14 protein-coding genes are annotated in these 13,334 nt (G+C 65.2%); 13 read left to right on the top strand and 1 reads right to left on the bottom strand.

All coding sequences use genetic code 11. From position 1 onward, the window contains the following. The first annotated feature begins 28 nt into the window (after positions 1–28). From EV663_RS11510 to EV663_RS11550, 9 genes are all read left to right on the top strand, one after another. The gene (locus EV663_RS11510) at positions 29–469 is read left to right on the top strand and encodes a JAB domain-containing protein (RefSeq protein WP_114276349.1); all 441 of its coding nucleotides are present in this window, start codon (positions 29–31) and stop codon (positions 467–469) included. Positions 470–577: 108 nt separating this feature from the next. Further along, on the top strand, positions 578–1,096 hold the full coding sequence (locus EV663_RS11515; RefSeq protein WP_132951992.1) for a DNA repair protein RadC: 519 nt from the start codon (positions 578–580) through the stop codon (positions 1,094–1,096). A gap of 102 nt (positions 1,097–1,198) precedes the next feature. Beyond that, positions 1,199–1,690, top strand: coding sequence for a DUF6878 family protein (locus tag EV663_RS11520; protein WP_132951994.1), 492 nt, complete (start codon positions 1,199–1,201; stop codon positions 1,688–1,690). Between the two features lie 10 nt (positions 1,691–1,700). Continuing rightward, on the top strand, positions 1,701–2,078 hold the full coding sequence (locus EV663_RS11525; RefSeq protein WP_132951996.1) for a DUF6915 family protein: 378 nt from the start codon (positions 1,701–1,703) through the stop codon (positions 2,076–2,078). A gap of 1 nt (position 2,079) precedes the next feature. Further along, a complete protein-coding gene (locus EV663_RS11530; protein ID WP_132951998.1) occupies positions 2,080–2,277 on the top strand; it encodes a hypothetical protein in 198 nt (65 codons plus the stop codon). Positions 2,278–2,350: 73 nt separating this feature from the next. Continuing rightward, positions 2,351–2,770, top strand: a complete 420-nt coding sequence (locus EV663_RS11535) for a hypothetical protein (protein ID WP_132952000.1) — start codon at positions 2,351–2,353, stop codon at positions 2,768–2,770. Next, positions 2,763–3,407, top strand: coding sequence for an antitoxin of toxin-antitoxin stability system (locus tag EV663_RS11540; protein ID WP_132952002.1), 645 nt, complete (start codon positions 2,763–2,765; stop codon positions 3,405–3,407). The genes EV663_RS11535 and EV663_RS11540 overlap by 8 nt, the downstream gene beginning before the upstream one ends. A 57-nt stretch (positions 3,408–3,464) precedes the next feature. After that, positions 3,465–4,058: a DUF6088 family protein gene (locus tag EV663_RS11545; protein ID WP_132952004.1), complete on the top strand. Its 594-nt coding sequence runs from the start codon at positions 3,465–3,467 to the stop codon at positions 4,056–4,058. Beyond that, on the top strand, positions 4,051–5,073 hold the full coding sequence (locus tag EV663_RS11550; RefSeq protein ID WP_132952006.1) for a nucleotidyl transferase AbiEii/AbiGii toxin family protein: 1,023 nt from the start codon (positions 4,051–4,053) through the stop codon (positions 5,071–5,073). The genes EV663_RS11545 and EV663_RS11550 overlap by 8 nt, the downstream gene beginning before the upstream one ends. Before the next feature lie 21 nt (positions 5,074–5,094). On the opposite strand, the gene EV663_RS11555 is transcribed toward EV663_RS11550, so the two are convergent. Then, positions 5,095–5,391, bottom strand: a complete 297-nt coding sequence (locus tag EV663_RS11555; protein WP_132952007.1) for a hypothetical protein — start codon at positions 5,389–5,391, stop codon at positions 5,095–5,097. A 176-nt stretch (positions 5,392–5,567) separates the two neighbouring features. Here EV663_RS11555 and EV663_RS11560 point away from each other — a divergent pair, with 176 nt between their 5' ends. The 4 genes from EV663_RS11560 to EV663_RS11575 all read left to right on the top strand — a co-directional run bounded on the left by EV663_RS11560 (position 5,568) and on the right by EV663_RS11575 (position 13,330). Beyond that, positions 5,568–9,938 carry a bifunctional class I SAM-dependent methyltransferase/DEAD/DEAH box helicase gene (locus EV663_RS11560; RefSeq protein ID WP_132952008.1) on the top strand — a complete coding sequence of 1,457 codons (4,371 nt, stop codon included), beginning with the start codon at positions 5,568–5,570 and terminating at the stop codon, positions 9,936–9,938. 3 nt (positions 9,939–9,941) lie between these two features. Further along, on the top strand, positions 9,942–10,973 hold the full coding sequence (locus tag EV663_RS11565; RefSeq protein ID WP_132952010.1) for a DUF7146 domain-containing protein: 1,032 nt from the start codon (positions 9,942–9,944) through the stop codon (positions 10,971–10,973). Between the two features lie 365 nt (positions 10,974–11,338). Continuing rightward, on the top strand, positions 11,339–12,271 hold the full coding sequence (locus EV663_RS11570) for a DUF2493 domain-containing protein (RefSeq protein WP_131389963.1): 933 nt from the start codon (positions 11,339–11,341) through the stop codon (positions 12,269–12,271). 198 nt (positions 12,272–12,469) lie between these two features. After that, on the top strand, positions 12,470–13,330 hold the full coding sequence (locus tag EV663_RS11575) for a BrxR family helix-turn-helix transcriptional regulator (RefSeq protein WP_165910186.1): 861 nt from the start codon (positions 12,470–12,472) through the stop codon (positions 13,328–13,330). Positions 13,331–13,334: the final 4 nt, after the last annotated feature.

The following is a 13,334-nucleotide window of genomic DNA, read 5'->3' on the forward strand; positions in this document are numbered from 1 at the left end:
TCGGTGTGCGGATTTCAGCGAGACGCCCATGACCCCCCAGGAAGAAACCGTCATTCTCGAGGCACGCGACATCCTCGGCCGCTACCTCAGCCAGAACCCGGTCATCGGCAGCTGGCAGGCGCTGATGGACTATTGCGCTCTGACCGTGCGTGGCCCGATCGAGCGGTTCCATGTCCTCTATCTCGACCGCAAGAACCGCATCATCGCCGATGAGCTTTTGTCGACCGGCACGGTTGACCATGTCCCGGTCTATCCGCGCGAGGTGATCAAGCGCGCCCTGATGCTGAACGCCAGCGCCCTGATCCTGATCCACAACCACCCGTCGGGTGATCCCACGCCGTCCGAGGCTGATCTCAGCATGACCAAGGAGATCCAGAAGGGCTGCAAGTATCTCGGCCTGACGCTGCATGACCACATCATCGTCGGTGCCGGGACCGAGCTGAGCTTGCGGGCCCTCGGCAAGCTCTGATGGCCCATCGGACCCGTCACGGCCGCCCCTTCGAGGAAGAGGGCGGCGGTTTGGTCTTTGACGGATGAGGCGGGGAGAGAGGCTTCCCGCGCCGTCGGAGATCTTTCCATGTTCGACCTGCCATTGCCCATCCACCCGACTGCCTATGCGCGGGGCGTCCCGCCGCACATTCCGACCGGAGACGCTGACTCCAATCACCCCTTCGCCCTGACCCTGTCGCTCCGCGCACCGGCTGATCTGATGTCGGGCCGGGCCGCACCCTTGGTTCTCGCGCGCTTTGCGACGCTGGCCGATGCCATGCTGGGCGCGCTCGACCATGCCGAGGGGATGGCCACGAACACCGCGCCCCAGCTGCTGGCGATCTTCGACCGCGACGAGCGCCTTGTGCTGGCCGGGGCCGCCAGCGACTGCGCCGTCGCATGGTGTCACCCGGTGATGAGCGCCACAGAAGCGCGGGGCGTGGTGACCGAGGCGAGCCAGCTGCGCGCGCAGGCGGGCCGCGCGGCGACCTGGGGTGAGCCCGATCTCGCGCAGCGGCTGCGCCACCGCGCTGATCTTCTGGATGGGCGTCTCGTTGACCCGCTCTGGCGCGCTTTTGCCGCCAGGGCGCTGCAGGTCGCTGCGTGAGGCCCGAGAGGCAGAGGCGGGCATGGGGGGATTTGGAACTTGTCCGGGGGAGAGAGATCGCCCGGCCCGGCTCCGATCCCTTCCCCTTACCGGAGACACCCGATGAACATGACTGAACCCACGCTCGCACCGCCGATGGCACCCCCGACCGTCGACATGGCGCAGATCTTCGCGGCGCATGCCGAACGCGCGGCCCGGATCGAAGCGCTGCGCCCCGGCAACAAGGACCGCCTCTTCGATGGCCTGATGGCTGCCGGCATCACCCATGTCACCGTGACCTTTGACGGTGCTGGGGACAGCGGCCAGATCGAAAGCATCGGCGCATGGTCCGGTGAAACCGCCGTCGATTTCCCCGCCGCCGCGATCGACTACGCCGCGCTCACCTGGGACGACCCCGAGGTCGAGATGCGGCAGCTCTCGCTGGAGGATGTGGTCGAGCAACTGGCCTACGACTTCCTTTCCGACACCCATGGCGGCTGGGAGAACAACGACGGCGCCTGGGGCGAGTTCTGCTTCGACGCTGCAGCCCGCTGCATCCACCTCGAGTTCAACGAGCGGTACACCTCGTCCGAACTCTACACGCATGATTTCTGAGGGGGCGGCGATGGCACATCCCTATCACCACGCCCTGTCCTCAGTGAAAAAATGGGGCGGCACGGTCGACGATTTCATCGTCGTGCATGCCTGGTTCGACCAGAGCAAGGAGATCACAGCCGACTTCCGGCACCGGGCGCTGCGCCACCATGCCGAAGGCATCTTCATGGCCGAGACGATCTTCGGCCAGACCATCACGCTCTCGACCGGGCGCATCATCCCGACCCGATGGGTTGGCGAACAACATGTGAAAGAGGATCTCGGCTTCATCCCGAGCTTTGCCGATTGGGTGAAGGCCATCCGGCCGGAACCCTGGATGGGCCGTTCGGCGCAGATCGAGGCGTTGGTTGATCCGCATCTCGCTTCGCCCGTGGTCGAGGTCGCCTGAGATGACCGATCCGGCCTATCAGCGCCTCGGCCTGCCAGCGACGGCCTCGCCCTACACCGTCCTGCGCGCGGCGGTCCGGGCGCTTCACCCCGACACGCGCGCCGTTCGCGGCTTCCGGGCCGCGCGCAAGCGCTTCTATCGGCAGATGCTCTGCGCCCATGCCGCGCGACAGGTGGCGGGCGACAGGCGCACCGGCTGATCGCCCCGAACCACCCTTCATCCCAATCCAGTGCCCGGCCTCCTGGCCGGGTCTTCCCACTCAGGAGGTCCACATGGCGGATTACTTCACCCACTTCTCATGCCTGCTCGACGTCGGCACCCCCGACAAGGCCGCCCGCGCGCTCGCGCTGTTCCAAGAACTCCGCGCTGCGGATCAGGACGCCGACGACCCGGAGGTCACGGGCTTTGATCTCGTGCGCCAGGACGCGCCTGATGGCAGCGCCATCTGGATCCATGACGACGACCACGGCGATGTCGAAGCTGTCATCCGCTTCGTGTTGCGCCTTGCGGAAGAGATCGACCTCGCCGGCCTCTGGGGGTTCGAGTACGCCCTGACCTGCTCCCGGCCCCGTCTCGACGCCTTCGGCGGTGGCGCGCATGTCATCGATCTCGGTGCGCGGAAATCCTTCGGCTGGACGAGCAGCCAGGAATGGCTGGTCGCTGCACTGAACGGGGAGGACGCCGATGCCTGAGGTGATCTGCACCACGGTCTACCAGTTCCCCGAACTCTCGGATGCCGCCAAGGAAAAGGCGCGCAGCTGGTATCGCGAGCTTGGCCCCCATGACGATTGGTGGGATTCGGTCTATGAGGATTTCGAGCGGGTCTGTGACATCCTCGGCATCCGCCTGAAGACCACCCCCGTCCGCCTGATGGGCGGCGGCACGCGGGCCAAGCCCTGCATCTGGTTCTCCGGCTTCTGGAGCCAGGGCGACGGGGCCTGCTTCGAGGGCTATTGGTCCCACGCAAAGGGCGCAGCCGCGCGCATCCGGGACTACGCCCCGACCGACGCCACGCTGCACTGCATCGCCGACCGGTTGCAGGCCATACAGCGGCGGAACTTCTACCAACTCGCCGCCGAGGTCAGCCACCGCGGGCGCTACTACCACGAATACACCATGTCCGTAGACGTCACCCGCGACAGCCCGACCTGGCAGCCGCCGACCGAGGACGCCGAGGAGATCGTGACCGACGCGCTGCGCGATCTGGCCCGCTGGCTCTACCGCCAGCTTGAGGCTGAATACGACCACCTCACCTCGGATGAGGCAATCGAGGAGGGGATCATCGTCAACGATTACACGTTCACGGAAGCCGGGCGTCGCTTCGGGTAAGGGCGCACGGTTGAAAACTGTCAGAAAACCGCGTATGTTTCTGACAAAGGAGCGATCATGGAGCGCATAGCCGAGAGCATTATGAATGTCGCAACGACGTTGCCGGAGGGGGTACCCTTGGCAGCGAAGGGGCTTTTGCATCTCGGCTCGCGCGCGGCGGTCGATCAAACGCTGTCGCGTCTGGCTGCGCGCGGCGAGTTGATCCGTGCAGGACGCGGCATCTACATGCGCCCGGTCCAGACACGCTTTGGACCGCGTAGCCCGTCGGCTGAACAGGCGATTGAAGCGCTCGCTGTGCAGCGGGGTGAGACGATCGTCCCGAGTGGCGCTGCTGCGGCAAACGCTCTGGGCCTCACGACACAGGTGCCGGTCAAGTCGGTTTACCTTACTTCCGGTCGAAGCCGCGTGCTGAGCCTTGGCCGGCAGGCAGTCGAACTGCGTCATGCGCCGCGTTGGCAGTTGGCCCTTGGGAGCAAGACCTCGGGCCAGGCCGTCCGTGCGCTGGCATGGCTCGGGCCGGATGAGGCTCCCAAAGCTCTTCAAATCCTGCGATCCAAGCTCACGGAGACGGCAAAGACCGAACTCGTGTCCGCCGCGCCGCAGTTTCCGACTTGGCTGGCACGATTAGTCGGAGAGATGGTCCATGGCTGAGGCATTCCTGCGCCTCAGCGGTAAGGACCGACTGGATGCTCTTGGTGTCGCGGCCGATCGGCTCGGCCGACCAGCCCATCTCCTCGAAAAGGACGTCTGGGTGGTCTGGGCGATCCAGCAATTGTTTGGATCGCCCATCGGCACAAACCTCGTCTTCAAGGGTGGCACCTCTCTGTCGAAGGCCTACCGGGTCATTGACCGGTTTTCCGAGGATGTGGATCTGACCTTCGATATCAGAGCGCTGATCCCGGATCTGCTGGAGGGCCGTGAAGACGCAATGCCCGCCACATCCAGCGAAGAGCGGCGCTGGTCGAAACGTGTTCGAAAGGCTTGGCCTGAATGGGTGGCCGGGACCATTCAGCCGATCCTGCAGCAGGCAATTGATCGGGAAGGGGTCGATGCCGGCCTTCGGATTGATGGCGACAAGCTGTTCATCGACTACCCGCACCTCGCCCAAGGCACTGGATACGTTTCTCCGAGCGTGATGCTGGAATTCGGCGCGCGTTCTACAGGAGAGCCCGCATCCCCACGCGATATCGTTTGCGATGCCGCGTCGGTGATCGCAGGCGTGGAGTTTCCCACTGCCCGCCCGCGTGTGATGCATGCGGAACGGACGTTCTGGGAAAAGGCGACAGCGATCCACGTCTTCTGTTTGCAAAACCGTATGCGAGGGGATCGCTTTTCTCGCCACTGGCATGATGTCGCCCGGTTGGACGATGCGGGCATCGCCGCTGCCGCCATCCAAGATCGCGCGCTTGCGACCGCTGTCGCCCGGCACAAGACGATGTTCTTTGCAGAGAAGGCGGCGGATGCCACGTGGATCGATTACGGCACCGCAACCTCTGGGCATCTACAACTGGTCCCAGGCGGCGATGCTCTCAAGGCTCTCGCTGACGATTATGGCCGGATGGTCGAGGACGGCCTGCTTGCATCAACACCAGAGCCTTTTGGCGACTTGATGGACCGCTGCGCGGACATCGCGCGGACGGCCAATGCAGCGTTCAAGCCTGACTGACCATCTTTCGGAAGATTCCCGCTACTTATTCCCGTCGATCCATTTCGACATCAGTCCCTTGTCGCGGAAGCATTCATCCGGGACGGCGCGCCGTTTGATCCGGGCGAGTTTCTCCGCGAAGGCCACCTGCTTTGAGGTCGGCAACCGATCCATGTCGAAGACTGGTTTCAGCTTGGCCTGCGCCTCGATCCAGGCGCTGAGCGACCGGCGGTCCTGCTGAACTTCCCAGGGCAGGAGGGTGTTGTTGCGCAGGGCGAGCGACCGCGCATAAGCGATCTGCTTGGCCGTCGCGGGCAGGGCATGCGTGGTGCTGTCCATCGGGAACCCCCTTTCTGGCTTGTTCCTCAATTTAGAACATAACAAGAACAAAATCAAGCCAAGTGTCCGGGGTGCGGCGGTTCGAGAGGGAAAGGAGGGTCGGGGAAGATCAGGCCTGAGGGTGCCCGAGAGAGGGTGCCCGGGCCTGTCCATGTCCCTCATTCCGGAGTTTCCCGATGACCTATCTCGCGCCCGTTGCGCCTCCCGTTCCTGTTCCATCTCGCGATCTCGCGCCCGCGCCCGCGATACTCGCCGTGGCCGAGGCTCTGCAGCCCGATCTCGCCCAAGGCTTCCAGATCGACGCGCTGCGTCTACGGCTGGAGATGGAGCGCGCCTTTGGCGGCTCCGATGCCGATGGCGCCTGGGATTGGAAGCTCGCCTATGAGGCGGGCGAGGTGGCGCTGGTCCTCTTCCTGCGGAAGTTCGGTCGCGCGCTTCTGACCCGGGCGGGCTCACCTGCCGCGTTGCTGCCGATCGTCGCCAAGGTGGCGGGCCTTTTGCCCACGCATACCCGGCGCTCGGAAGAGATGGAGCGCTTCCAGCAATTCTCGACGCCGCTGCCGATGGGGCTGGCGGCGATGGCTGCAGCGCAGATCACGCCCCGTGACCTCGTCCTCGAGCCTTCGGCCGGGACAGGGCTTCTGGCGATCCTCGCCGAGGTCACGGGTGGCAGTCTCGCGCTGAACGAACTCGCCGAGACCCGTGCCGATCTTCTGCGTCACCTTTTCCCGGGGCGTCCCGTCACTACCTTCGACGCAGCACAAATCGACGATCATCTGGACGCAGGCCTTCGCCCGAGCGTCATCCTGATGAACCCGCCCTTCTCCGCGGTGGCCAATGTCGATGGCCGGACGACCGAGGCGACGGCCCGGCATCTGCGCTCGGCCCTAGCCCGTCTCGCGCCCGGTGGGCGTCTGGTGGCCATCACGGGGGCGGGTTTTGCGCCTGATGTCCCGGCTTGGGCCGAGACCTTCACACGCCTGACCGAGACCGCGCATCTGGTGTTCACGGGCGCTGTGTCCGGTGCCGCTTTTGCCAAGCACGGCACCAGCTTCGAGACCCGGATCTCGGTCTTTGACAAATGTCGCGGTGGCGAGGCGGGCGGCATCACAGCCGATCTGGCGCGCCCGATTTCGCCTGATGTCGCCAGCCTGCTGTCGCTGATCACTGCCCACGTCCCCCCGCGCCTCGCGCTGGCGCAGGTCGCACCAGCCCGGCAGGGCGCCACTTCCCCCGTCCCGGGAAATCCTGCCCGCACCACGCGCAAGGCCATCAGCACATCGCGCGCCACGCCAGCAACACCCCCCACCAACACCGCTCCACAGATCGAGGCCGCAGACCTTGCCTATACCCTGCGCGGTCCGACCGAGGACGGGGCAGCTGGTATGCGCCTATCGGATGCCATTTATGAGACCTTCCGCCTGCAGGCGATCGACATCCCTGGCGCTGCCCCGCACCCGACCAAGCTGGTCCAGTCCGCGGCGATGGCTTCGGTCGCGCCCCCGAAACCTTCCTACCGCCCGAAACTCCCCGCAGCCGTTCTGCGCGACGGCCTGCTTTCCGACGCCCAGCTCGAGACGGTGATCTACGCGGGCGAGGCGCATGGCGCCTATCTCGCCGGTTCGTGGACCGTCGATGAAACCGGCGATATGGTCTCGGCCGCGCCCGACGATGCCGCGGACGCCGTGCGCTTCCGTCGCGGCTTCTTCCTCGGCGACGGCACTGGCGCGGGCAAAGGCCGCCAGTCGGCCGGGATCCTGCTCGACAACTGGTGTCAGGGTCGCCGCAAGGCGCTCTGGATCTCGAAGAGCGACAAGCTCCTCGAGGATGCGCAGCGCGACTGGTCGGCGCTCGGGCAAGAGCGGCTGCTCGTCACACCGCTCTCGCGCTTCGCCCAAGGCCGCGACATCCCGCTGACCGAGGGCATCCTCTTCACCACCTATGCGACGCTGCGCTCGGAGGAACGCGGGGCCAAGAAATCCCGCGTCGATCAGATCGTCGACTGGCTCGGGGCGGATTTCGACGGGGTGATCCTCTTCGACGAAAGCCACGCCATGGCCAATGCCGCCGGTGGCAAGGGCGAGCGCGGCGATACCGAGGCCTCGCAGCAGGGCAGGGCGGGCCTGCGCTTGCAGCACAAACTGCCCAATGCCCGCGTGGTCTATGTTTCGGCCACGGGCGCGACGACGGTCCACAACCTCGCCTATGCACAGCGTCTCGGGCTTTGGGGCGGGGAAGATTTCCCCTTCGCGACGCGCGGTGAGTTCGTCGAGGCCATCGAGGCGGGCGGGGTTGCGGCAATGGAGGTCCTCGCCCGCGACCTGCGGTCGCTTGGCCTCTATACCGCCCGCTCGCTCTCCTACGACGGTGTCGAATACGAGATGCTCGAGCATACGCTGACGCCCGACCAGCGCGGCACCTACGATGCCTATGCGGGGGCCTTCGCCATCATCCACAACAACCTTGCTGCCGCGATGGAGGCGGCGAACATCACGGGTGAGAGCGGCACGCTGAACCGCCAGGCCAAATCTGCCGCGCGCTCGGCCTTCGAATCCGCCAAGCAGCGCTTCTTCGGACACCTGCTGACGTCGATGAAAACCCCCACCTTGATCTCCAGCATCGAGGTCGATCTCGCGGCGGGGCAGGCGTGCGTCATCCAGATCGTCTCGACCGGCGAGGCGCTGATGGAGCGCCGCCTATCGGAGATCCCGACCGACGAGTGGAACGACATCCGCGTCGACATTACCCCGCGGGAATACGTCCTTGACTACCTCGCCCATTCCTTCCCGGTGCAGCTCTATGAGCCTTTCACCGACAGCGAGGGCAACCTCTCCTCCCGGCCTGTTGTGCGGGATGGCCAACCGGTGGAATGCCGCGAGGCCGCCCGCAGGCGCGACGCGCTGATCGAGAAACTGGCCTCGCTGCCGCCCGTGCCGGGCGCGCTCGACCAGATCGTCCAGCGTTTCGGCACCGACCTCGTGGCTGAGGTCACGGGCCGCTCGCGTCGGATCGTGAGGAAGGGCGAGGGTCCTGCCGCGCGCCTCGTCGTCGAAAGCCGGGCTGGCTCGGCCAACCTCGCGGAAACCGCCGCCTTCATGGATGACCAGAAGCGCATCCTGATCTTCTCGGATGCCGGGGGCACGGGGCGCAGTTATCACGCGGATCTCGGGGCCAGGAACCAGCGCTTGCGGGTTCACTATCTGCTGGAGCCGGGCTGGAAGGCCGATGCCGCCATCCAGGGCCTTGGGCGCACGAACCGCACCAATCAGGCGCAGCCGCCGCTCTTCCGGCCAGTGGCCACCGATGTGAAGGCGGAGAAGCGGTTCCTCTCCACCATCGCACGCCGCCTCGACACGCTCGGCGCCATCACGCGCGGCCAGCGTCAGACCGGCGGGCAGGGGCTGTTCCGGCCCGAGGACAACCTCGAGTCTCCCTATGCCCGCGACGCCCTGCGCCAACTCTACCGCCGCATCTATCGCGGCGATGTGGCTGGCTGTTCGCTCGGGGCCTTCGAGGATGCCACCGGCCTCAGCCTGACCGATGACAATGGCCTCAAAGACGACCTGCCGCCGATCACGACCTTCCTCAATCGCCTATTGGCCCTGACGATCGACATGCAAGCCGTGCTGTTCTCGGCCTTCGAGGAATTGCTCGACCAGCGCATCGAGGGGGCAATCGCGGCCGGGGTTTATGACCTTGGGCTCGAGACCCTGCGCGCCGAGAGCTTCCGCGTCACCGATGCCCGGGTGATCTATACCCATCCGGGTTCCGGTGCAGAAACCCAGCTCCTCACCATCGCCGAAAAACGCCGCAACACGCCGACGTCCCTCGCAGATGCGCTCGACTGGCTCGATGACCCGAAGGCGCGGCTTCTGGTCAACAGCCGCTCGGGCCGGGCAGCCGTGCAGGTGCCTGCCACAAGCCTGATGCTGGATGATGGCACGATCGAGCCGCGGCTGAGGCTCATCCGCCCGACGGAGGCGAGCACGGTTCCGGCCAGAATGATGGACGATACCCATTGGCTCGAGGCCGACCGCGCGGCCTTCGCCGCCGCCTGGAATTCCGAACTGGCCGAGGTGCCGGAGTTCAGCGAGTCTACACTGCACATCGTGGCGGGCCTGCTGCTGCCGATCTGGAAGCAGCTCCCCCAGGACGAAACCCGCGTCTACCGCCTGCAGACCGACGATGGCCAGCGCATCATCGGTCGCCGCGTCTCGCCGTCTTGGGTCGCGACCACGCTGGCCGCTGACGCGCCGCAACTCACGGCGGCGCAGGTCCAGGCCATCGTTCTGGAGGGCAAGACGGTCGTGCGGCTCGCCGAGGGGATGGAACTCCACCGTTCACGCGTCATGGGCGTGAACCGGATCGAGCTCTCCGGCTTCACTGATGCCTCCAAAGACCGGCTGAAGGCCGATGGCTTCTTCTCGGAGATAATCAGCTGGAAACTGCGTCTCTTCTGCCCGGCGGACTCGGGCGGCATTGCCGTGCTGGATCGTCTGCTTGCACGTTGTCCTGTAACGGGACTACATGCACGCGGAGGGTGTTGATCCATGTATTCCGAGACTGAAGAGGTGATCCGAGCCCTCGCAGAAAACGCCGAAGGCGTCTGTCGCGCTTACCTTCCCGCCGGTCGGCGGGAAGGGTCCTACTGGATCGTAGGCGATCTGCAGAACAACCCTGGCCGGTCGCTCTTTGTGCGGCTGACTGGACCCGCCTCAGGGCCGGGCGCGGCCGGCAAGTTCACCGATGGTGCCACGGGCGAGCATGGCGATCTTCTCGATATCATCCGCGAGCGGACTGGGATCTCCCGCTTTCCCGATCTTCTGGCCGAGGCCCGAGCGCATTTGGGCCGTCCGCAGCCGGTCCTCCCGGATGCGCCAGTGCCAAAGAAGGCCAAAGCCCCTGGTGGCACACCAGCGGCGGCGGCGCGCCTTTTCGCAGCCTCGGTGCCGGTCGCAGGCACGCTTGCCGACACCTACCTCCGCTCCCGGGGCATCTCCCAAGGCGGCATGATCAGTGCGCTTCGCTTCCACCCGAAGTGCTGGCATCGGGATGAAGGCCAGAGCCGCAGCATCCCCAGACCGGCGCTGATCGCTGCAGTCACCGATGGGGCAGGGGCCTTGCAGGGCGTGCATCGCACCTGGCTTGCGCCTGACGGACAGGGGAAGGCGGCTGTCGAGACGCAGCGGCGTGCCATGGGTCACCTCCTCGGCAATGCCGTCAGGCTGACCCCGTGTGACGACATCCTTGTGGTCGGCGAAGGCATCGAGACCATGCTGTCCCTGGTGGAGGCAGTGCCCGGCCTTCCCATCTGGGCGGCACTCTCGTCAGGTCACCTCGGAGCGGTCCTGCTGCCGGAGGCGGTGCAGCGCCTCTACATCGCCATCGACCGCGATCCGGCCGGGCAACGCGCGGCAGAGAAGTTGAGCGCCAGAGTAACCGAGGTCGGGATTGCCGTGCGGGTTCTTGAACCGCGGCTCGGGGATTTCAATGATGATCTCCGGGCGTACGGCAAGGAAGCGCTGCGCCAGCATCTGGCAGGGCAGATCGGGCCCGAGGATCGGCAACGCCTGTTGGGCTGACTTGCATCGCGCAAGGGGCGGTCAGGGGACAGCGGGGCAGGGGTCACGGATCCCTGTCATGGCTGTGGATTGTCGCCTTTTGCCTCTTCCCGGGCAATCTCATCCACCCGTCACCCACACGGCCTTCAAGAGATGGGCAGGCGGCCGTCAAAGGGGCCGCCCCTTCAAGGACGGGGGGCGACTGATTTCCGCCGGCGGCAGAGCCGCCTTTGCATCGCGAAACAAATCAGCCGCCCCCCGTCCTCCTCCACATGCGTTCCGGCCCCGAAGGCGGGGTGAAGGGGCGTCCCCCGTGACGGCTTCCGCAGCCCATGAAGGCCGCGCGGGTTGTCGCGCGGACGAGACTGGCCCGGAGGCAAGAACCGATGACGATCCACACCCATGACGACGCGTATGAACCCGCCCACACCGCATCCCAGACCGCCCATGCGCTCGACGAGCTGCAGCTCTATGGCTACCGCCCCTTTGACGAGCCCGATCCGCGCCCCATGCCCGATGGGCAGCGCCTCGCTGTCGCCGTCGCCGACATCTTCGACGCCCTCGTCGCGACCCTGGAAGACACCCGCATGGAACCCGACCTCGAAGAGGTGCTCTGGGGCCAGGTCAACCTCTTCCACCGCGCGACGGCCCGGATCGAGCGGTCGCTCGATGAAAACGAACAGGCGCAGCGCCGCCTGCAGCGCGAGCAGGACGGCTCCGAGGTGAAATCCACCGAACTCGAGCGCCTGACGGCCGAAGGCCTGACGCTGATCGAACGTCGGAACTGCATGGACATGATGCGCGATCACGCCGCGACCGAGTTCGTCCATCACACGGGCTCGACCTGGCGCCCCCGCACTGGCTCGATGGTGAACCGCCAGCATATGACCGCGGCGCTGATCGACAGCCGCGACTTTCTGGCCGCCAAGCGCCGCGCGGAGACCGAGGTGATGTTGCCCGCAGGCCCCAAGGTCGCCCTCACCGGTGGGACCGACTTCAACGATCACCGCCTGATCTGGGGAAAGCTCGACCAGGTCCGGACCAAGTATCCCGATATGGTCCTTCTGCACGGAGGAAGCCCGAAAGGCGCGGAACTCATCGCCGCCAAATGGGCCGAGGCGAGGGGCGTGACGCAGGTCGCCTTCAAGCCCGACTGGACCAAGCATGCCAAGGCCGCCCCATTCAAGCGCAACGACGCCATGCTCGATGTGCTGCCGGTGGGTGTCCTCGTCTTCCCGGGCAATGGCATCCAGGAAAACCTCGCCGACAAAGCCAAGAAGCTCGGCATCCCGGTCATGAAGTTCGAGAAGGGGGCATGAGCCCCCTTTTCCCCTCGCGGGGAAATCGAGGTGGAAGCCTACTACGAGGGGTCACTGGTCATTTGACCTCACGATGATGATCTGTGTTTCGAAGACAAAAGCCATTGATTGTGTCCACTCATGTGGATAGGGTTTTCGTAGGCCCATAAAGTGGGTGTGCATAGTTTCCGTTCGCACTGATTGGGCCGGGAGACCATGATGACTAATGCCGAGTCGGAACTGCGCTGGGGCGTCGAGCAACGCCTCGAGTTCATAGAGTTCCGCTTGTTCTGGGAGGGGCATGTGAATCGCAGTGATCTGATGGATCAGTTCGGGGTCTCGGTGAACCAAGCGTCCACCGACCTGAACCGCTACATCGGCTTCGCACCCGGCAACATGGTCTACGATAAGAGCGCGCGGACATATGTACGTGGCTCGAACTTCGAAGCTCGGTTCCTGGAGCCCAATGCCAGCCGCTACTTAGCGCAGCTACGCTCGCTCGCTGACGGAGTCCTCGACCGCGAGGACTCCTGGATTGCCAATCTCCCGCCGTACGCATCTGCCCCTATGCCTGTGCGCGGGGTCAATCCGTTGACGCTTCGTTCTGTCGTAGGAGCCATCCGCCGGTCCGAAGCAATCGAGGTAAGATACCAATCCCTGTCCCACCCGGAGCCAAGCTGGCGCTGGATCGCGCCTCACGCAATAGCCTTCGACGGCTTCCGCTGGCACACGCGAGCGTTCTGTTTTGCTGACAATTGTTTCAAGGATTTCCTGCTGTCCCGAATGCTCAAGATCCGCGGTTCGCGGGGCACCGACACGTCGGCCGTCGACGACAATGATTGGCACTCCGAGGTAACGCTGGAGATCGCCCCTCATCCCGACCTCTCGGATACGCAGGCGAAGGTCATCGCTCTGGACTACGGCATGCGCGGCGGCAAGTCGAAGATCAAGGTAAGACGCGCGCTATTGTATTACGCGCTGAAGCGGCTTGGCCTAGATACCGATCCTTCAGTACGGAAGCCGCACGATCAGCAGATTGTGCTTTTGAATCCGGCCGAAGTGATGAGAGACGTTAGTTGAACAG

Source organism: Rhodovulum bhavnagarense, from assembly GCF_004343505.1.
Classification (GTDB): domain Bacteria; phylum Pseudomonadota; class Alphaproteobacteria; order Rhodobacterales; family Rhodobacteraceae; genus Rhodovulum; species Rhodovulum bhavnagarense.

Coding starts and splice junctions, on each gene's coding strand:
- EV663_RS11575 (WP_165910186.1), top strand. CDS start 12,470: ATGACTAATGCCGAGTCGGAACTGCGCTGGGGCGTCGAGCAACGCCTC.
- EV663_RS11565 (WP_132952010.1), top strand. CDS start 9,942: ATGTATTCCGAGACTGAAGAGGTGATCCGAGCCCTCGCAGAAAACGCC.
- EV663_RS11555 (WP_132952007.1), bottom strand. CDS start 5,391: ATGGACAGCACCACGCATGCCCTGCCCGCGACGGCCAAGCAGATCGCT.
- EV663_RS11510 (WP_114276349.1), top strand. CDS start 29: ATGACCCCCCAGGAAGAAACCGTCATTCTCGAGGCACGCGACATCCTC.
- EV663_RS11560 (WP_132952008.1), top strand. CDS start 5,568: ATGACCTATCTCGCGCCCGTTGCGCCTCCCGTTCCTGTTCCATCTCGC.
- EV663_RS11520 (WP_132951994.1), top strand. CDS start 1,199: ATGAACATGACTGAACCCACGCTCGCACCGCCGATGGCACCCCCGACC.
- EV663_RS11515 (WP_132951992.1), top strand. CDS start 578: ATGTTCGACCTGCCATTGCCCATCCACCCGACTGCCTATGCGCGGGGC.
- EV663_RS11545 (WP_132952004.1), top strand. CDS start 3,465: ATGGAGCGCATAGCCGAGAGCATTATGAATGTCGCAACGACGTTGCCG.
- EV663_RS11540 (WP_132952002.1), top strand. CDS start 2,763: ATGCCTGAGGTGATCTGCACCACGGTCTACCAGTTCCCCGAACTCTCG.
- EV663_RS11530 (WP_132951998.1), top strand. CDS start 2,080: ATGACCGATCCGGCCTATCAGCGCCTCGGCCTGCCAGCGACGGCCTCG.
- EV663_RS11525 (WP_132951996.1), top strand. CDS start 1,701: ATGGCACATCCCTATCACCACGCCCTGTCCTCAGTGAAAAAATGGGGC.
- EV663_RS11570 (WP_131389963.1), top strand. CDS start 11,339: ATGACGATCCACACCCATGACGACGCGTATGAACCCGCCCACACCGCA.
- EV663_RS11550 (WP_132952006.1), top strand. CDS start 4,051: ATGGCTGAGGCATTCCTGCGCCTCAGCGGTAAGGACCGACTGGATGCT.
- EV663_RS11535 (WP_132952000.1), top strand. CDS start 2,351: ATGGCGGATTACTTCACCCACTTCTCATGCCTGCTCGACGTCGGCACC.